Annotated in this window: 16 protein-coding genes; 11 read left to right on the plus strand and 5 right to left on the minus strand. The window is 56.3% G+C overall.

Annotation, left to right across the window (positions count from 1 at the left end):
- Positions 1-5 precede the first annotated feature (5 nt).
- Positions 6-1,019, minus strand: coding sequence for an NAD-dependent epimerase/dehydratase family protein (locus ACT2B1_RS19060; protein ID WP_481669163.1), 1,014 nt, complete (start codon positions 1,017-1,019; stop codon positions 6-8).
- A 71-nt stretch (positions 1,020-1,090) separates the two neighbouring features.
- Positions 1,091-1,615, minus strand: a complete 525-nt coding sequence (locus ACT2B1_RS19065) for a CBS domain-containing protein (protein ID WP_171125651.1) — start codon at positions 1,613-1,615, stop codon at positions 1,091-1,093.
- Between the two features lie 110 nt (positions 1,616-1,725).
- Here ACT2B1_RS19065 and ACT2B1_RS19070 point away from each other — a divergent pair, with 110 nt between their 5' ends.
- The 7 genes from ACT2B1_RS19070 (at position 1,726) to ACT2B1_RS19100 (ending at position 9,094) form a co-directional block, all read left to right on the plus strand.
- Positions 1,726-1,911, plus strand: coding sequence for a hypothetical protein (locus tag ACT2B1_RS19070; protein ID WP_171125653.1), 186 nt, complete (start codon positions 1,726-1,728; stop codon positions 1,909-1,911).
- Positions 1,912-1,978: 67 nt separating this feature from the next.
- Complete coding sequence (locus ACT2B1_RS19075; protein WP_481669164.1) at positions 1,979-3,004, plus strand: FAD:protein FMN transferase; 1,026 nt, start codon at positions 1,979-1,981, stop codon at positions 3,002-3,004.
- Between the two features lie 14 nt (positions 3,005-3,018).
- The gene (nqrM, locus tag ACT2B1_RS19080; protein ID WP_170356551.1) at positions 3,019-3,261 is read left to right on the plus strand and encodes a (Na+)-NQR maturation NqrM; all 243 of its coding nucleotides are present in this window, start codon (positions 3,019-3,021) and stop codon (positions 3,259-3,261) included.
- Between the two features lie 65 nt (positions 3,262-3,326).
- A complete protein-coding gene (locus tag ACT2B1_RS19085; protein ID WP_171125657.1) occupies positions 3,327-5,000 on the plus strand; it encodes a sulfatase-like hydrolase/transferase in 1,674 nt (557 codons plus the stop codon).
- A gap of 102 nt (positions 5,001-5,102) precedes the next feature.
- The gene (gene gpmI / locus ACT2B1_RS19090; protein WP_481669165.1) at positions 5,103-6,620 is read left to right on the plus strand and encodes a 2,3-bisphosphoglycerate-independent phosphoglycerate mutase; all 1,518 of its coding nucleotides are present in this window, start codon (positions 5,103-5,105) and stop codon (positions 6,618-6,620) included.
- A complete protein-coding gene (locus tag ACT2B1_RS19095; RefSeq protein WP_171126778.1) occupies positions 6,617-7,747 on the plus strand; it encodes a murein hydrolase activator EnvC family protein in 1,131 nt (376 codons plus the stop codon). The genes gpmI and ACT2B1_RS19095 overlap by 4 nt, the downstream gene beginning before the upstream one ends.
- Before the next feature lie 6 nt (positions 7,748-7,753).
- Complete coding sequence (locus tag ACT2B1_RS19100) at positions 7,754-9,094, plus strand: S41 family peptidase (protein ID WP_171125663.1); 1,341 nt, start codon at positions 7,754-7,756, stop codon at positions 9,092-9,094.
- A 39-nt stretch (positions 9,095-9,133) separates the two neighbouring features.
- On the opposite strand, the gene ACT2B1_RS19105 is transcribed toward ACT2B1_RS19100, so the two are convergent.
- The 3 genes from ACT2B1_RS19105 to ACT2B1_RS19115 all read right to left on the minus strand — a co-directional run bounded on the left by ACT2B1_RS19105 (position 9,134) and on the right by ACT2B1_RS19115 (position 11,881).
- Positions 9,134-10,660 (minus strand): MFS transporter, encoded by a 1,527-nt coding sequence (locus tag ACT2B1_RS19105; protein WP_481669166.1) that lies wholly within the window; start codon positions 10,658-10,660, stop codon positions 9,134-9,136.
- An 88-nt stretch (positions 10,661-10,748) separates the two neighbouring features.
- On the minus strand, positions 10,749-11,108 hold the full coding sequence (locus ACT2B1_RS19110) for a hypothetical protein (RefSeq protein WP_171241315.1): 360 nt from the start codon (positions 11,106-11,108) through the stop codon (positions 10,749-10,751).
- An 11-nt stretch (positions 11,109-11,119) separates the two neighbouring features.
- Positions 11,120-11,881, minus strand: a complete 762-nt coding sequence (locus tag ACT2B1_RS19115) for a DUF6478 family protein (protein ID WP_171241316.1) — start codon at positions 11,879-11,881, stop codon at positions 11,120-11,122.
- Positions 11,882-12,122: 241 nt separating this feature from the next.
- Between ACT2B1_RS19115 and ACT2B1_RS19120 the strand changes: the two genes are divergently transcribed.
- From ACT2B1_RS19120 to ACT2B1_RS19135, 4 genes are read left to right on the plus strand one after another with little or no spacing between them, the layout of a single operon-like run.
- The gene (locus ACT2B1_RS19120; RefSeq protein WP_481669167.1) at positions 12,123-15,221 is read left to right on the plus strand and encodes an ABC transporter transmembrane domain-containing protein; all 3,099 of its coding nucleotides are present in this window, start codon (positions 12,123-12,125) and stop codon (positions 15,219-15,221) included.
- The gene (locus tag ACT2B1_RS19125; protein WP_481669168.1) at positions 15,214-16,110 is read left to right on the plus strand and encodes a CPBP family intramembrane glutamic endopeptidase; all 897 of its coding nucleotides are present in this window, start codon (positions 15,214-15,216) and stop codon (positions 16,108-16,110) included. The genes ACT2B1_RS19120 and ACT2B1_RS19125 overlap by 8 nt, the downstream gene beginning before the upstream one ends.
- Positions 16,111-16,169: 59 nt before the next feature.
- Positions 16,170-17,102 carry an acetyl-CoA carboxylase, carboxyltransferase subunit beta gene (gene accD, locus ACT2B1_RS19130; RefSeq protein WP_481669169.1) on the plus strand — a complete coding sequence of 311 codons (933 nt, stop codon included), beginning with the start codon at positions 16,170-16,172 and terminating at the stop codon, positions 17,100-17,102.
- Positions 17,099-18,373: a bifunctional folylpolyglutamate synthase/dihydrofolate synthase gene (locus ACT2B1_RS19135; protein WP_481669170.1), complete on the plus strand. Its 1,275-nt coding sequence runs from the start codon at positions 17,099-17,101 to the stop codon at positions 18,371-18,373. The genes accD and ACT2B1_RS19135 overlap by 4 nt, the downstream gene beginning before the upstream one ends.
- Positions 18,374-18,427 lie beyond the last annotated feature (54 nt).

The following is an 18,427-nucleotide window of genomic DNA, read 5'->3' on the forward strand; positions in this document are numbered from 1 at the left end:
ATGCGTCATTTTTCATGATAGTCGCGGAACCATTCGACAAAGCGTGCAATCCCGTCCTTGAAATCTGTTTGTGGCCGATAGCCCGTCAATTCCTGCAACAGATCGTTGTTCGCCCACGTTGCTGGCACATCCCCCATTTGCATGGGCATGTAGTTGCGGATGGCTTTCTTTCCGACGGCTTCTTCGATGGCTACGATAAAATCCATCAGCCGCACCTTGTCGCCATTGCCGATATTGACCACACGCCACGGCGCGGCGGGGGACAGGCTGTCGCCCTCGGCGATATCGTCGGCACTATCCGGCCGCACAGGCGGCACGTCGATCAACAGCCGAATACCCCGCACCAGATCGTCTACATAGGTAAAGTCACGATACATGTCACCGTGGTTGTAAATGTCGATGGGGCGGTCGTCCAAAATCGCGTCCACGAATTTGTACAAAGCCAGATCCGGACGCCCCCAAGAACCATATACCGTGAAAAACCGGAACATGGTCGTCGGTAGGTTCCATAGATGCGCGTAGGAATGACCCATCGCCTCGTTTGCCTTCTTGGTGGCGGCATAGATCGTCAACGGCGTGTCGGCCTTTTCAACCTCGGTAAAGGGCATCTCTTCGTTCGCGCCATAGACAGACGACGTCGACGCCATCAACAGGTGTTCGACTTTGTGTTCGCGCGCCACCTCCATGACGTTGAACGTGCCCACAACATTCGAGTTGATATAGCTTCGCGGATCCTCGAGACTGTAGCGCACCCCGGCTTGAGCGGCGAGGTGCACGATGATTTCCGGCTGAAACTCGTCCGCGACCTGCACAAGACGGTCGTGGTTTTCCAGCAAATCCTCGGTGGCCGAGAAACCCGGCGTCTGCAACAGCATCTGGTGGCGTCGCTGTTTGAGTGTCACGTCGTAGTAATCGGTCATCCCGTCATAGCCGTGCACCCGAAACCCTTCGGACAACAGCAGCTTTGCCAGATGGAAACCGATGAAACCCGCCGTACCGGTGACCAGAACCCGTTTCATGCAACCCTCGAACCTATCGCAGACTTTTTCGCATCAGGGATACTGTCACTGGCCCAAGGTCAAGGGGTTTCTCAGCCCACGATCATTTGCTTCATGCGCAACGCTTCGTATTCCAGCTCTTTCAAGCGAAAATGGACAACGTCGCCAATGGTAATGACACCGCGCAGATTTCCATCACTCAGAACTGGCATGTGGCGGAATCTGCCTTCGGTCATGGTTTTCAGTACATCGTTCAACAAATCTTCTGGCGCGCAGGTTTTGACCTCGCGGGTCATCAGGTCTTCGACCGATTGCGGAAGTGTCTGACCGGGGGTGTCTGCCATCCGGCGCACGATGTCGCGCTCGGACAGAATACCGTGCAGTTTCCCGTTCTGATCGGTCACAACGACAGCCCCGATCCGCTTTTCCTTGAGGATGTTTACAACCGAGTGGATCGTATCGTTCGGCCGCACTGCAAAAACCGCGTCGCCTTTGCCTTCCATCAATTTCGCAACTGTAGTCTGGGAATGGGAAAGGTTGGATTCCACGGACTGGCTACGCGTCGCGGTTTCGGCCTTGTCGCCGCGCGTTGGGGGCTGATAAGAGCTTGGTGCCATGGGAAATCTCCTCTTCTTTTGTAGTTTACCTTAGCGCAGCTTTGCGACCTGTATAAGGTTCAATTGCCCCAAGCGTGAAAAACCGCCTAACACACAGGATATTCGACCTTTTGTCTGACCTTTACCTGACCCCCCCTGTTGCCGCATTGATCTTCTTCGTTGTGGTCGTATGCGGCCACAATTTCCGCATGACATGGAAAAAGCAGGCCCCGGGTTGGCAAAAGAAGGCTTGGCTGTTTGGAGTTCCGGCAGGAATTGGCCTGCTTGTGCTGGGGTTCATGCCCTTGAAAATGTAAGGCTGGTTTGACTCTGGCAAAGGCCACTGGCATACGCCGATCACGCTTTTCCACAGGAGATTCCCGCATGCGTCTTTTGCCTATTCTGGCTGTTGCGACACTCGTATCCGGCTGTTTGTTCGACAAAGAGCCGGACGTCGTGCGTTTGTCTGGCGAGACGATGGGAACGACCTTCAACATCACAGCAATTGGCGACGATGTCGACGAAGAAGCCCTTGCCGTAGCGGTTGAGGAAACCTTGGCAGACGTAAATACCAAGATGTCCAATTGGGACGAAAATTCTGAAGTTTCCAAGTTTTCCAAGTCGCAGAGCACCGAGCCGACGCAGGTTTCAGATGAATTTGCCCTGGTCATCGCGGCGGCCAATGACGTCCACGAAAAATCTGGCGGTACATTCGATGTAACGCTTGGACCTCTGATTGAACTCTGGGGATTCGGACCGCGTAAACCCGAAGACCCTGTTCCAACGGACGAAGACATTCAGGCCGCATTGAACAGTGTCGGGCAGGCGCGTCTTTTGACATTGGATCGTGAGGCCGGGACTTTGGTCAAGTCGGATGCCGGGGTCGGGATCAATTTGTCGGCCATAGCAAAAGGTTACGGGATTGATGCCGTTGCAGGCACCCTGCGGGATGCGGGGATTGAGGATTACATGGTCGAGATCGGCGGCGATCTGGTCACCATGGGTGAAAACGATAGGGGCGAGGCTTGGCGGATCGGGATCGAGAAACCCGAAGCAGGGGCGCAGAACCTGCAGTTGATCGTGCAATTGGACGATCTGGGCATGGCGACGTCCGGCGACTACAAGAATTTCTTCGAACAGGACGGTGTGCGCTATTCGCATATCATCGACCCGACCACAGGGCGGCCGATCACGCATCGTACCACATCGGTGACCGTACTGGCCGAAAACGCGATGATGGCGGATGCGTGGGCGACGGCGATGCTGGCACTGGGTCAGGAAAAAGGTATGGAACTGGCCGAGAAGCATAAACTTGCCGTGTATTTCATCTCGCGGGATGTGACAGGCGGCGAAGATGCCTATATCACAGTACATAGCACCGCGTTCAAAGACGCTTTGGGCACCAACTGAAAGCAGGAACAGATATGAGCACCTTTATTCTGGCATTTATCCTGTTGGCCCTTGTGATGGTGGGCATGTCACTGGGTGTCATGTTGATGGGGAAGACCATCAAAGGTAGCTGCGGCGGCCTGAACGCAATCTCGGGTGCTGATAAATGCGTGGTTTGCCAGAAAGACGTCGACCCAAACAGCCCGCTGCGCGATCAATTGCAATGCAAGCGCGCCAAGAAAATGCTGGAACAGATGGAACGCGAAGCGCAGGTGTGATTTGCGCTTAACCGACGGGCAGGGGTTAGCTAATCTGCGACCCTGACGATCGGGGAGGCATCGCGTTGGCCAAAGCTAAAAACATTCTGTTCATAATGTTTGACCAGCTCCGCTGGGATTACCTGAGTTGCTACGGCCACCTACACTTACACACCCCAAATATTGACCGATTGGCAGCGCGTGGGGTGCGTTTTGATCGCGCCTATATCCAGTCGCCGATCTGCGGGTCGTCGCGCATGTCCACCTATACCGGGCGCTATGTGCATTCGCACGGTGCGTCCTGGAACGGCATTCCGCTCAAGGTAGGTGAAATGACAATGGGGGATCATCTGCGCAAAGCCGGGATGGAGTGTTGCCTGGTCGGGAAGACTCATATGCGGGCAGATGCCGATGGCATGGCGCGGCTGGGTCTGGAGCCTGACAGCCTGATCGGCGCGCGCGTAGCAGAATGCGGCTTCGATGTGTTTGAACGCGACGACGGGATGCTTCCAGAAGGGCCGGATGGGTATTACGACCCTGACGGCGCGAAGGAATACAACAAGTTTCTGACCGCCAAGGGTTATGAGAGTGACAATCCCTGGCATGACTTTGCCAATTCCGGTTTGGATGCGGACGGCAATGTCTTGTCGGGCTGGTTTCTGAAAAACTCGACCGAGCCCGCCAACATCGCCGAGGAAGACAGCGAAACGCCGTACCTGACCGGACGGGGGATCGAGTTCATGAGATCTCATGCCGGTCCGTGGTGTTGTCACCTGAGCTTCATCAAACCCCACTGGCCATACATTGTGCCGGAACCTTACGCCTCGATGTATGGGCCTGAACATATGCTGCCCGTTGTCCGCGCTGAAACCGAGCGGCAGAACGCCCATCCGATCCTCAGGGCCTTTATGGACACCAAGGTGGGGCAGGCTTTTTCCCGCGAAGACGTTCGGGACGCCGTGATCCCGGCCTATATGGGATTGATCAAACAGGCGGACGATCAGATGGGCCGCTTGTTTGAGTGGATGGAAGAGACCGGTCGGATGGACGATACCATGATCGTTCTGACCTCGGACCACGGAGATTTTCTGGGCGATCACTGGATGGGGGAAAAGACGTTCTTCCATGATGCCTCGACCAAGGTTCCCCTGATCATTTACGACCCTTCGCCCGAAGCCGACAGCACGCGCGGAACGGTTTGTGATGCTCTGGTCGAATCGATCGACCTTGCCCCAACTTTCGTTGACGTAACTGGCCAAGAAATTGCGTATCACATTCTGGAAGGGCATTCCCTGTTGCCGATCCTACACGGTCTGCGCACGGAAACACCTCGGGATGTAGTGATCTGCGAATACGACTATTCTGCGTCTCCGATTGCGGACAAGCTGAACGCGTCAGTTCGGGATGCCGTGATGTTCATGGTCGCCAACAAAAAGTGGAAACTGATCCACTGCGAAGGCGGGCATCGCCCATTACTGTTTGATCTGGAGAATGACCCGAATGAACTGAACGATTTGGGTGGCTCTGCGGATCATGAAGACGTTATCGCGGACATGTATTCGCATCTTTTCAGATGGACACGTCGCCAGTCGCAGCGCACCACCCGGTCCGAGCAACAGTTGATCGAAATGCGCACCAAAAGCCGAGGGCGCGGAGTCGTGGTCGGGGTCTACGATGAAAACGACGCTCCGCTGGAACTGACGGTGAAGTACCGGAGCCGGACAGCACGGCCTTACCGGGAGCTCACCAGCAAAGACTAGCCCGCTGTATGAATTCTTAGGCTTAACGGAATAAAGGCGGTTCACCCGCCGCAGGCCAGACGATACAAGACCAACCAAGAGCAGATAATCCGGAGAGCCGAAATGACCGCCCCCAAACCAGTTGTCCTGTGTATTCTTGATGGTTGGGGTCTGTCAAAGGACACGACCGCCAATGCACCCTTGCTGGCGAACACGCCAACCTTTGACAAGATCATGGCGAACGGGCCGCACGCGACCTTGATCACGCATGGCCCGGATGTTGGGCTGCCCAGTGGTCAGATGGGCAATTCCGAAGTTGGCCATACCAATATCGGTGCCGGGCGCGTTGTGGCGATGGATCTGGGGCAGATTGATCTGGCGATTGAAGATGGCTCGTTCTTCGAAAACGAGGCGCTGCAAGCCTTCATCACCAAGGTGAAAGCGTCAGGTGGCACGGCACACCTGATGGGTCTGGTTTCGGACGGGGGCGTACACGGGCACCTGAACCATATAGTCGCCGCGGCAAAGGCGATCACGGATGCCGGAGTTCCGGTGGCTTTGCACGCTGTAACCGACGGCCGCGATGTGGCCCCAAAATCTGCGTTTACCTACGTTGCAGAACTGGAAGGCCGGTTGCCGGAAGGTGCACGTATTGTGACAGTCAGCGGGCGCTATTTTGCGATGGACCGCGACAACCGCTGGGAACGCGTCAGCGAAGCATACGGCGCGATGATCAAAGGGCAGGGGCGAGCGGCAGCCACAGCGCATGGCGCGATTGACCACGCATACAACCAGTCAGAAACCGACGAGTTCATTGTGCCGACGGTGTTGGCTGAATTCGATGGCGTAAAAGACGGAGACGGGTTCTTCTGCTTGAACTTCCGCGCTGACCGCGCGCGCGAAATATTGCGCGCCATCGGGGAACCCGGCTTTGGTGACTTTGAAACGGGGCCGCGCCCGCAGCTATCCGCGCTTTTGGGCATGGTCGAATATTCCGACGGCCACAACGCCTATATGACCACCGTCTTCCCTAAGCGCGATATCGTAAACACGCTGGGCGAATGGGTGGCCAAACAGGGACTGCGCCAGTTCCGTCTGGCAGAGACCGAAAAATACCCGCACGTCACCTTTTTCCTGAATGGTGGCAAGGAAACCCCGGAATCGGGCGAGGATCGCTTTATGCCCAAATCGCCCAAAGTCGCGACCTATGACCTACAGCCCGAAATGTCTTCTGCAGACGTCACAGCCAAATTCGTTGAAGCAATTGAAGAAGGTTATGACCTGATTGTCACAAACTATGCCAACCCGGATATGGTTGGACACACAGGCGATCTACAGGCCGCGATCAAGGCATGCGAAGCGGTGGATCAGGGGCTCGCACAGGTAGTTGCGGCGCTTGAAAGGGCGGGCGGGGCGATGATCGTGACGGCTGATCACGGAAACTGCGAGGTGATGGTCGACCCAGAAACCGGTGGACCCCACACTGCTCACACGCTGAACCCGGTGCCGGTTGCTTTGATTGGCGGCCCATCCGGTGCGTCGCTGCGGGATGGGCGTTTGTCTGATCTGGCACCCACGCTTCTAGCCCTGATGAATATTGACCAGCCGCCAGAGATGACCGGGCAGAGTTTGTTGTCATGACGCTTCGCGCGCTTATTCTGGCGATGGCTCTCACGTCGCCTGCCAGCGCACAGACTGATCCGTCGACGGCTGCGCTGAACGCCGCGCGCAAACTTGAACAGGCGTCAATTGCACTGACCGAAGCTGACAGTGCCCGAGATCGCGTACGCGCACTGACTGCGACAATACAGGCCTATGAAGCCGGGCTTTCAGCAATGCGGGACGGTTTGCGCCGGGCCGCCACGCGTGAGGCCCAATTGACCGCCGAACTGCACGCACGCGAAGAGGATGTGGCCCAGCTATTGGGTGTCCTTCAAACCATTGAGACAACCGCGCCGCCGGTTCTCATGCTGCACCCGTCTGGCCCGTTGGGGTCGGCGCGCGCCGGGATGATGCTGTCCGAAGTCACTCCGGCCTTGAATGCCCGCGCACAGGCATTGGCCGAAAACCTGCATGAGGTTCAGACGCTGCGCCTTTTGCAGCAGAACGCGTCTGAAACCCTGACCGAAGGGTTGGTTGGGGTGCAGACCGCGCGCACCAAGTTGAGCGAAGCGATCTCTGATAGAACGGACTTGCCCCGCAGATTTGTAGAAGACCCGATCCGCACCGCCATTCTGATTTCCTCGACCGAAACTCTGGAAGGGTTTGCCAGCGGATTGTCGGAAATATCGGAAGGTGAAATCGCGCAGACCGATGCGAATGTTTCAAACCGACAAGGCCAGATCGCTCTGCCAGCGCGGGGTGTCATTTTGCACCACGCCAACGAATCTGATGCTGCAGGTGTCACCCGACCAGGTATCGTCCTGGCAACCCGGCCACGCGCGATTGTCACGTCGCCAACTGCCGCAACCATTCGATATCGCGGGCCTTTGTTGGAACTTGGCAACCTGATAATTCTTGAACCTCAGCCGGGACTGCTGTTCGTTTTTGCAGGCTTGCAGGAGGTTTATGGCGAGACCGGACAAGTGATCCCCGAGGGCACTCCGGTCGGGTTGATGCCCGGGGAAACACCAGAAATAGGCGCTATTTTGTCAACAAGCGGTGATGGCACTGGAACTGAGCGGTCAGAAACGCTCTATATAGAGGTAAGACAAGATAACAGCCCCGTGGACCCGGAATCTTGGTTTCGGACCGACAAGGATGGATAAACGAGTATGAAGAAATTTGTGATGGCCGGTTTGGCCGGAACCCTGGCAGGTATCGTCGCAACGACACAGATTGCCGGTCCCCTGCTTGCTCAAGAGGCCGAAAACAAGGCCAGCGTGTATGAGCAACTGGACCTGTTTGGCGATATTTTTGAACGCATTCGCGCGCAATATGTCGAAGAGGTTGAGCCCGAAGAACTGATTGAAGCCGCGATTGACGGGATGCTGACATCGCTGGACCCGCATTCAAGCTATCTGTCGCCTGATGACGCCGAGCAGATGCGCGTCCAAACCCGGGGTGAGTTCGGTGGGTTGGGCATCGAGGTCACACAGGAAGAAGGCTTTGTAAAAGTCGTCTCACCCATCGACGGTACTCCGGCGGATGAGGCGGGGATCGAGGCAGGAGACTTCATCACGCATGTTGATGGCGAAAGCATCTTGGGGCTGACGCTGGATAAGGCCGTTGACCTGATGCGCGGCCCTGTCGGGTCCGAGATTATCATCACGGTCGTCCGGGAAGGTGAAACTGATCCTTTTGACGTCACCATCATCCGCGACACGATCAAGCTGACTGCTGTGCGCGCCCGGACCGAAGGCACAAGCGTCGTGCTGCGTGTAACCACTTTCAACGACCAGACCTTCCCCAATCTGGAAGAAGGATTGAATGAGCAGATCGCCGAAATCGGCGGTATCGACAAGGTCAACGGCGTTGTCCTCGACCTCAGGAACAACCCGGGCGGGCTGTTGACGCAGGCGATCAAAGTGTCTGATGCCTTCCTGAACGAAGGCGAGATTGTCTCGACCCGCGGCCGTGACGCAAATGATGGCGAGCGGTTTAATGCAACGCCGGGCGATCTGGCCGAAGGCAAGCCAATTGTCGTGCTGATCAATGGTGGATCTGCATCAGCGTCCGAGATCGTCGCAGGTGCGCTTCAGGATCACCGCCGTGCGATTGTTGTTGGGACTAAGAGCTTTGGTAAAGGGTCGGTACAGACCGTCATGCCTCTGCGGGGCGACGGCGCAATGCGCCTGACCACGTCGCGCTACTATACCCCGTCGGGCCGCTCGATTCAGGCGCTTGGTGTCAGCCCGGACATCATCGTCGAGCAACCGCGTTCGGCGCCAGAAACAGAAGAAGACGAAAGCGATGCGCGCACCCGGTCCGAGGCTGATCTGCGTGGCAGCCTGAACAATGACAGTCTGAGCGAAGATGAGATTCGCCAGATAGAGGAAGATCGCGCCAAGGCCGAGGAAACGGCTGAACTACGGGAAGAGGATTATCAACTGGCCTATGCCATTGACATTCTCAAGGGTCTTTCAGCGTTTAGTCCAAACGGGCCATCCCAATAAAATACCAGGGCCGCCAACTGGCGGCCCTTTTTCTTTCCCTCAGCTTTCGACGCTGCGCAGCTTGTCTTCGTCTAGCATCATCGCCAGAACGACACCCACCGAAACAGATATGGCGGCAAAGACAAACGCCATGTTCATACCGGTGTCGAACGCTGCAGCGATTGCGGACTTAACGCTTTCCGCTTCTGCCGAACTGAGCTTGGACATGACCGCCTTTGCTGAGTCCGTTGTCAGGGTTCCCCCGTTAATGGCCCTTTGATCCGCCTCTGACATGTTGATGCCGTCCTCGGAAAGCCTTTTGCCAAGACTGGACAGGCTGGTGACATACATGATCGCCGTTGCACAGGCGACCGAGATCGCCCCATAGACCAGGTGGGTCATAAAGCTTAATCCGCCTACCAGCCCCGCGCGTTCAGGCTTGACGGCGCAGACAGCGGCCGTGCCGGAGGGCCCGACAGTAAGCGTGGCACCCAAGCCAATCATCGCCATGCCGGGCAAAATCTGGAAATAGCCAAGGCCACTGGGCATCACGACGATACTGACTGCACCCACGGTTGCGATGAGATAACCCCAGAGCAGCAGGCGTTTGGGGCCAAAGTCATTATAAAGCGTACCCGAAACGATCGACCCGACGGCCAACAAAACGGTCAGCGGGGCAAGGCCAAGCGCCGAATGAAACACCGACCAGCCCAGAACCTTTTGCATATATTGCGGGAAATACAGCAATCCGACAAAGGCCGCCGATACATTGAACATGTTAAGGCCCAGCGTAATTCGGAACTCGCGGTTCTGCATCATTTGCGGCATCAGCAACGGCTCTTTCACACGCTTTTCGACCATCGGGAAAAAGAAAAACAAGACGGCGCTGACGAAGAACAGCATTAGTAACGGGACTGACGTCCATCCCCAATCGGCACCCACGTCCAGCCCGTAGAGCAGTAACAAAACCGCAAAGGAAAGAAGGCCCATACCAGCGAAATCCAGGTGCTCGCCCTTTTTGTGCTGAGTTTCACGCTCCATCAAAACAAGAGCTGTCACCATCGAAATGGTCGAGAAGACGACATTTGCCAGAAAGAACATCCTCCAGTCACCAAAGCTGACGGCCATGCCGCTGATCATCGGACCGAAGACATTGCCGGTGGTTACGCTGGCAAGGATCAGACCCATGATCATGGCTCTGTGTTCTGGTTTGGAAACCTTGGTGGCACCGAAGGCCAAAGTGCAGGGCCACACGCATCCTGCGCCGATCCCCTGCAAGGCACGTGACGCGATCAGAAAATCCAGGCTTGGCGAAACAAAACACATGACCGAGGAAAACAGAAAGATTGAAAGGCCAATCAGCATCATCCTGCGATGGCCAAACATATCCCCCATGCGGCCACCCGCGACCATGGTCATGGCAAAAAACAGGGCATAGATATTCAGCACCCACTGAGTGCTGGTGATATCAGCGTCAAAGCTGTTTTCGATCGCGGGTACCAATATCAAGGCACCCGTAAAGTCGATGCCGATGCCGAACCCTGTCACCATCAGCGCGATAACCTTGATTATGCTGGCTCGGTCCATGAACGCACCCTGTTCCCGAAAAATGCATCTATGATGCATGGAAACAAGCCGAAAGATAGGGTTATGCGGTCTCCGGGGGGTCGATTGCCTAGTCGCCCGACGTCTGTACCCGGCGGAAAGCGCGCTTCAACATATCCAGTTCGGCGCGCAGCAAGTTGACCTCGGCTCTTATGTCGTCAGCCGCCGCCGTTCCAGCGATCACAGTGAAATCAGCAAGTTTCTGTGACGTTTCCCGGTCCACGATTAGAAAACTGTGGACCCCGTCGGACAAGGCTGCGGTGGGGACTTCTACGCTCAGAGCCCATCCGCCTTTGGTCGGAGACAAGGCAACACCATCCAGTTCTTGCCCCAGATACCGAACTTCGATCCGAGGTTCCGTTTCTGCTGAAAGGTGCCCGTGCCAGATGCCGTTTTCCAGTCGGATGGGCGTCAGAATAGGGGGTGTCATATCCAAGTAACTCACAAATCGGCACGGAAGTGGCGGCAGAAGGTCAGGTCGCGCAGAATGATGCGGTTCATTGCGGGATTGTCCATGATCAAGTCCAGCCAAACCTTATCAATGCGCCGTTCATTCAAAGGTAAATGCGCAAGATCGAAATCTGCCACGCTGCAGGTGTGGGATATGTCAAGCGGACGCAGGACCTGATCGGTATTTGGGCCGTGCTGGATATTCAGCCGCGCCATGATGCTTGATGGGCGCTCTGCCTCGGCATGCACGTCAACCCGCACCAGATGTTGTTTGCTGAATCCTTGCGTGGCCTCAACAGGCAAATCAACGGTCAGGGACAGAAATGATCCGGTGAACCCGAATACTTCAAGGCTCAGTCCAAATGCGGCAAGGTCGGCGTCCCGCGTGTTTCGCGTTTGTCGGATTCCAATCTCGGACAAACGGCAGTCATGAAACAAAGACACATGCTGATCCACCGTGACTTTACGAGGGGCCGATGCCACACCGGAACGCGGCAGCGGTCCCCGCCAAAGATCCGGCCGCCAGTACCAATCTGTTCCCAGCGGCTTAGGAAACTGAGACGAGCCAATCAGCGGGCGCATCAGTTGACCGTCTGCTTCGTGAATCAAGTGGTCGAGGTGACCGCGCAGCCTGCGCGCCTCGTCTCGTTGTGCGCGCAAAGTCGCGGGCGCGGCGTCTGATGCAGACTGTGCAGCCTGACGCCAACGCGCAAGAACTTTGCGGTGTATATAGCGATCCAGAAGTCTGCCCATAATCCTATCGCCTAAGGTACTTCTCTTTAGTCAAAGACAGCGATCAGGATAAAGCGGAATTCGAACAAACAGGATTAATTTTCGCGAAACGCCATTACGCTTTGGGCTGGGCAGTCCGGTGGCGTTCTGATACGTCAGGCGGCGTTCTTGCAATCAACCGGGTCTATGCGTACCGTCCGGCACCTGATTGCTGTGGATCATCCGAAAAACTGCATACCAATTTTTGATACAAGGCCGGGGCATGGAACCCACTCTTTTTTCATTCATCTGGAAATATTCAAAGAAACAACAGCTTGTGTTGCTGGTTCTGACTGTATTCTCGTTTCCGTTTCTTTATGCCTCGCTCGAACTGCCAAAGCAGATCATCAACGATGCCATCGGTGCGCCCAGTGATAGCGTGACGGTAATGGGCGTGACGTTCACGCAGGTGCAGTATCTTCTGATCCTCTGCGTTGCGTTTCTGGCGACCGTGATTGCCAGCGGATTGATGAAGATGCGGATCAACACAATGAAGGGCGTGCTGGCCGAACGGATGCTGCGCCGCCTGCGCTTTACGCTGATCCATCGTACCATGCGGTTTCCCAAGTCCTATTTTGCCACCACCAGTCAGGGTGAGTTGGTATCCATGATCACATCCGAGGCCGAGCCGATGGGCGGGCTGATGGGCGACGCCATCGCACAGCCGGTGTTTCAGTTTGGTCAGATGATGACTATTGTCACTTTTCTGTTCATGCAAAGCGTCTGGTTTGGTTTGGCCAGTATCGCACTGATCCCGCTGCAGGCCTGGCTGATCCCTAAGCTACAGCGGCAGATCAACCTTCTGAACAAAGATCGCATTCAGGAAGTGCGCAGACTGAGTTCCGAGATCGGCGAAAGCGCGGCAGGGATCAGTGATCTTCGCACCAATGGCGGTTGGCGGTATCGCCTGGCACAGTTCAGTCACCGTTTGGGAACCTTGTTCGAAATCCGTTTCAAGATCTACAACAAGAAGTTCTTCATGAAGTTCCTCAACAACCTGATCACGCAGATCACGCCGTTCCTGTTCTATTCAGTAGGCGGGTATCTTGCGATCAAGGGCGAGGTGACTGTGGGCGCGCTTGTCGCCGCATTGGGTGCTTACAAGGATCTCAGCGGCCCGTGGAAAGACCTGCTGACCTATTACAATCAGGTGCAGGACATGTCGCTGCGGTGGGAAGTTGTGACCGAGCGTTTTGCGCCTGACAACATGATCCCCGAAGAGTTGTTTTTGGGCGAACCCGAGACCATTCCTCATCTCACGGGCGCGATTCAGCTTCAGAACATCACCGTTCGCGATGGTGACGGAAAGACGGTCCTGGAAGACATCGACTTGACCATACCCAAGGGTGCCCGTGTGGCCATCAAGTCATCAAACGCGGCCGAACGCAGCGCTTTGGCACAATTGCTGACCCGGGAAATTTTGCCGGTTCAGGGGGACGTCGTCATAGCAGGGCACGATCTTCAGGGCTTGCATCAGGCTGTGATCGCGGCGCGGATCGGATATGCATATTCTCGCCCTTACCTGTTTGATGGCACGCTGGGGGACAACCTGCTTATGCCGCTGCGAACCCATCCTCAGCATGAGGAAGACGCAAAAAAGGCCCCTAGCCGATGGCAGATCGAAGCGGAACGCGCCGGAAACCCAGTGGATTCCTTGTCTGATGACTGGATTGATCCCGGACTGGCCGGTCTGGAAGATGCCGAAGAAATCCGCGATTGGTGGTTCCAACTTGTTGAAGCGATGGGCATTGACGAGTTCATGTTCCGCCGCACGTTGCGCAGCCAGTTCGACCCGGTTCAGCACCCGACACTTGCGCGTGACATCGTGGGTTTGCGCGACGTTGTTGCCGAGCGGCTTAGGGACAGAGGGTTGGATCGCTATGTTTACCGGTTCGACCCGGATCGGTTCAATCCAGCCGTTCCCTTGGGCGGCAACCTGCTTTATGCGGCTCCGTCGCGGAACATTTCTCCGGATATTCTGGCCGGTGACGGACGGTTCATGTCCATGCTGCGCGCGCATGAGTTGGACGATGACGCGATGGGTATCTCAAGCGCGGTTCTCAAGACACTTAACCGCACGTTTGGGCGCGACGGGACAGACCACCCGCTGTTCCTGCGCCTTGGTATGACCAAGGAGATGTACTATCGGCTGCTGGATATCGAGGAACGGCGCATTGCTAAGGGCGACGACGCGATCAGCGAACGCGAGCGCGCATTGCTGCTAACGGTCCCTTTCCTGTTGACGGCCGAGCAGATCGGCCCGGATTTCCCGGATGAATACAAAGAAAAGATCCTTTCGATCCGAAGCAATCAGGCTGAACGGCTGCGAACATCAATGGATGGCATGTTCATCCCCGTAGACCCTGATGCCTATATCGGGCGCATGACGGCTATGGAGAATGCTCTGTTTGGTCGGATTTCACTGACGGCAGGGGCCCATGCGGATGAGATCGAGGATGTTGTTGCGGAAACCATGAACGAGGCCGGTTTACGTCGCCGAGCAGCGGCCATCATCTATGACCTGCCATCCGGCTTGGGTGGAAACAACTTGCCGACGGTCTTCCAGGAAAGGGCCGCCTTCTCGCGTGCGGGGATCAAGCGCCCCGATGTGCTGATCCTCGACAAGGCGCTGGCCAGCCACGATTCCGAAAGCCGCCTGCGCACGCGACTGAAGCTGCGCGAGTTGTTGCCGGATTCGATCATGATCTTCATGGAGGACAGCTTTGCCCATCCCGAAGCCTATGACCTGTTCGTCGAGATCAAAGATGGGCGCATCGACGGTGTCTCGAAAGCGACCGCCGAGGAAGACGCCAGCGTTGTCGGCGATCTGGGCCGCAAGCTGAAGATCATTTCATCGACCGAACTGTTCGCCGGAATAGATGCCAAAAACCAGCGCCTGTTGGCGTTTTCGGCGCAATGGTATGATGTGGCAGCCGGGCAGGTGATATTCTCTCACGGGCAAGCGCCGGATGCGGCGTATCTTTGCATTTCCGGTGAGGCCAGTCTTGAATGGCCCGAAGACGGCGGCGGTTCCCGTCCGATTTCAACGGTCGGGCCGGGCCGGTTGATCGGCGATCTTTCAATCATAACCAATGATCCAAGGCAGTTGAATCTGGTCGCGGTCAGCGACTGTTCGTTCCTTCGAATCGGTGCGGAGGAACTTCGCGCTGTCGTCGAAAGCGATGCAGGTGTGGCCGTTCAATTGCTTGAAACCGTTGCGGGTTATCTGAATTCTCTGGCAGATCAAATAAACGCCACCAAAGATTCAACCGAATTCTGGGAAGAGTTTGACCTAGCAGAAGGTGAAAGTGACCGTGTCTGAACCCCGCCCAGCGTACTACGCCGCACATGAAGGTCTGGTTGCCGAAGCGCGCCCAAAGCCCGAGCTTTGGCGCCTGCTTGTCGGCTTGGGCTTGGTCGCTGTTGTGGTCACCGTACTGAACCTCGTTCTATTCAGCGTGGTTGTGGGCTTTGGGTCAAATGCGGTGGCCGAAGGGTTTTTGACAGGGTCTACACCGCTGGCGATGATTATTTTATTGTCTAGTTTTGGCTTCGTCACGCTAGGCGTCAGGATGGCGGTTCGGCGGCTTCAAAATAGGTCGCTGGGTTCTGTTCTTGGCTCATTTCGAAGAAGTGCGCGCCAATTCTGGGTTGTGTTTCGCGCGCTGCTGATCCTTGGTTTGGTGATCGCAGTCCTGCCACCCTATGACATGGGGGCTCCGTTGACCCCTAATCTGGGTCTCTCCACGTGGTTAATGCTGTTGCCGCTGTCGCTGCTAGCGGTACTGATTCAAACCAGCGCCGAGGAAGTGCTGTTTCGCGGGTACATACAACAAAGCCTTGCAGCTCGGTTCCAGTCCCCCATCATTTGGATGGGACTACCGTCCCTGTTATTTGCCCTCGGCCACTACGCGCCGGCTGCTGCAGGGGACAATGCGGGGCTGATCGCGTTGTGGTCTTGCATGTTCGGCCTGCTTGCGGCTGACCTCACGGCGCGGTCCGGCACACTGGGTCCGGCTATCGCCTTGCATTTCTTCAATAACCTTATTGCGCTGCTGCTGATCTCGTTGCCAGACAACTTGAGCGGCCTGGCCCTTTTCATTCTGCCCTATGACATGTCCGACACGGATATGGTGCGCGGATGGTTATATGTAGACTTCGCCGTCATGATCGTCGGCTGGCTGACAGCACGCCTTGCGCTCAGGCGTTGATTGCATTTCTTTCCGCAGCGTCTTATTTGACCTCAAAGCCGCACTAGCAAGGTTCCGATATGAACTGGATCACAAATTACGTCCGCCCCCGGATCAACTCGATCTTCTCGCGTCGGGAAGTGCCCGAAAACCTTTGGCACAAATGCAACGAATGCGGGACGATGCTGTTTCACCGCGAGCTGGCGGAAAACCAAAATGTCTGTACCCAGTGCGACCATCACATGGCGATCACGCCGCGGGACCGGTTCAAGCATCTTTTTGATGGCGGAATCTTCATCGAGGTAGACGTTCCCGCCCCCAAAGACGACCCGCTGCAGTTTCGGGATCAGAAAAAATATCCCGATCGCATGAAGGCGGCCCAGAAAAAGACGGGCGAAAAAGAAGCGATGCTTGTTGCCAAGGGTGAAATCGGACGCACGCCGATTATTGCCGCCGCACAAGACTTTTCCTTCATGGGTGGGTCGATGGGCATGTATGTCGGCAACGCCATCATTGCCGCCGCGCAAGAGGCCGTAAAACTCAAGCGCCCACTGATCCTGTTCTCGGCTGCGGGTGGCGCACGGATGCAGGAAGGCATACTAAGCCTGATGCAAATGCCGCGTACAACGGTGGCAGTCGAAATGCTCAAGGAAGCCAACCTGCCTTACATTGTCGTGCTGACCCATCCGACGACCGGCGGGGTTACGGCATCATATGCGATGCTGGGCGACGTGCATATCTCAGAACCCAACGCTCTGATCTGTTTTGCCGGGCCGCGCGTTATTGAACAAACAATTCGCGAAAAGCTGCCCGAAGGGTTCCAGCGCGCGGAATACCTTTTGGATCATGGGATGTTGGACCGGGTAACCACGCGTACAGAAATGCGTGAGGAACTGATCACCATCACGCGGATGTTGATGAATCAACCTCCTGCGGTCAAAGGTGACCTTCCAGCCCCCAAACCTGAAGAAGCACAGCCCGGCAATCCGGCTGACACTGCACAAGAGAAATGACCCCTCAGTCGTCGGACCTCATCCTCGAACGGATGATGGCGCTTCACCCCAAGATCATTGACCTGACCTTGGACCGCGTATGGCGTTTGCTGGTCGCATTGGACTATCCGCAGGAAAAACTACCGCCCGTCATCCATATTGCCGGAACAAATGGCAAGGGGTCGACCCTGGCCATGATCCGCGCCGGGTTGGAAGGGGCAGGTCTTAAGGCCCATGCCTATACCTCACCTCACCTGGCACGGTTTCACGAACGCATCCGCCTCGCCGGAGAATTGATTTCTGAACCTGCACTTACCGAAGTACTGGACGAGTGTTACGCCGCGAATAACGGCGATACCATCACGTATTTTGAAATAACAACCTGCGCCGCGCTGCTAGCATTTGCACGCACGCCTGCGGATTACACCCTGCTCGAAGTCGGATTGGGTGGACGTCTGGACGCGACAAACGTCGTGCACAATCCTGCGGTCACAGTAATCACCCCTGTATCCATCGACCATGAACAGTTTCTGGGGAATACCCTTGGAAAAATAGCGGCCGAGAAGGCGGGCATCATCAAACCCGGGGTCCCTTGTATCGTTGGGCCGCAACAAGATGAAGCGCTGGAGGTGATTGAATACACCGCCGCTCGCCTTGGCGCACCCCTGTTGATTCATGGCCAGCACTGGCATGTCGTCGAAGAAAACGGGCGTCTCGTGTATCAGGACGAAACAGGTCTCCGTGACCTGCCACTGCCGAACCTCCTGGGCGCGCACCAGATTCAGAACGCAGGCGCGGCCCTTGCCGTCATGCGTCATTTGGATCTGGGGGACGACGCGTATGAGGCCGCAGTAACAAAGGCCGAATGGCCCGCACGGATGCAACGGTTAAAGTCGGGTTCCTTGGTCGAGCAAGCCCAAGATGCTGAACTATGGCTGGATGGCGGTCACAACGCCGCCGCGGGTGTTGCGCTTGCGGATGTGCTTGCGAAACTTCCGTCACGCCCAACGCATATGATCTGCGGCATGCTGAACACAAAAGATGTAACCGGGTACCTAAAGCCCTTGGCCAATCAGTGCCAAAGCCTGACGGCCGTTTCAATTCCGGGCGAGGCCGCAACCCTTAGCGCGGATGAAACCGCCGCCGCCGCCGCCCAGGTAGGACTGGCAACGACCACTGCAGACAGCGTCACAGATGCCCTTCAGTCCATTGTCGGCAATGATCCTCAGGCTCGCGTCCTGATCTGCGGTTCCCTCTATCTGGCTGGGAACGTCCTGCGCGAAAACGCCTGATACTTCACCTGGCCTAAAAATATCCCGGGGGAGGCGCGGCTTGCCGCGGCGGGG

This window comes from Ruegeria sp. S263, assembly GCF_056780525.1.

Coding starts and splice junctions, on each gene's coding strand:
- ACT2B1_RS19060 (WP_481669163.1), bottom strand. CDS start 1,019: ATGAAACGGGTTCTGGTCACCGGTACGGCGGGTTTCATCGGTTTCCAT.
- ACT2B1_RS19065 (WP_171125651.1), bottom strand. CDS start 1,615: ATGGCACCAAGCTCTTATCAGCCCCCAACGCGCGGCGACAAGGCCGAA.
- ACT2B1_RS19075 (WP_481669164.1), top strand. CDS start 1,979: ATGCGTCTTTTGCCTATTCTGGCTGTTGCGACACTCGTATCCGGCTGT.
- nqrM (WP_170356551.1), top strand. CDS start 3,019: ATGAGCACCTTTATTCTGGCATTTATCCTGTTGGCCCTTGTGATGGTG.
- gpmI (WP_481669165.1), top strand. CDS start 5,103: ATGACCGCCCCCAAACCAGTTGTCCTGTGTATTCTTGATGGTTGGGGT.
- ACT2B1_RS19095 (WP_171126778.1), top strand. CDS start 6,617: ATGACGCTTCGCGCGCTTATTCTGGCGATGGCTCTCACGTCGCCTGCC.
- ACT2B1_RS19100 (WP_171125663.1), top strand. CDS start 7,754: ATGAAGAAATTTGTGATGGCCGGTTTGGCCGGAACCCTGGCAGGTATC.
- ACT2B1_RS19105 (WP_481669166.1), bottom strand. CDS start 10,660: ATGGACCGAGCCAGCATAATCAAGGTTATCGCGCTGATGGTGACAGGG.
- ACT2B1_RS19110 (WP_171241315.1), bottom strand. CDS start 11,108: ATGACACCCCCTATTCTGACGCCCATCCGACTGGAAAACGGCATCTGG.
- ACT2B1_RS19115 (WP_171241316.1), bottom strand. CDS start 11,881: ATGGGCAGACTTCTGGATCGCTATATACACCGCAAAGTTCTTGCGCGT.
- ACT2B1_RS19120 (WP_481669167.1), top strand. CDS start 12,123: ATGGAACCCACTCTTTTTTCATTCATCTGGAAATATTCAAAGAAACAA.
- accD (WP_481669169.1), top strand. CDS start 16,170: ATGAACTGGATCACAAATTACGTCCGCCCCCGGATCAACTCGATCTTC.
- ACT2B1_RS19135 (WP_481669170.1), top strand. CDS start 17,099: ATGACCCCTCAGTCGTCGGACCTCATCCTCGAACGGATGATGGCGCTT.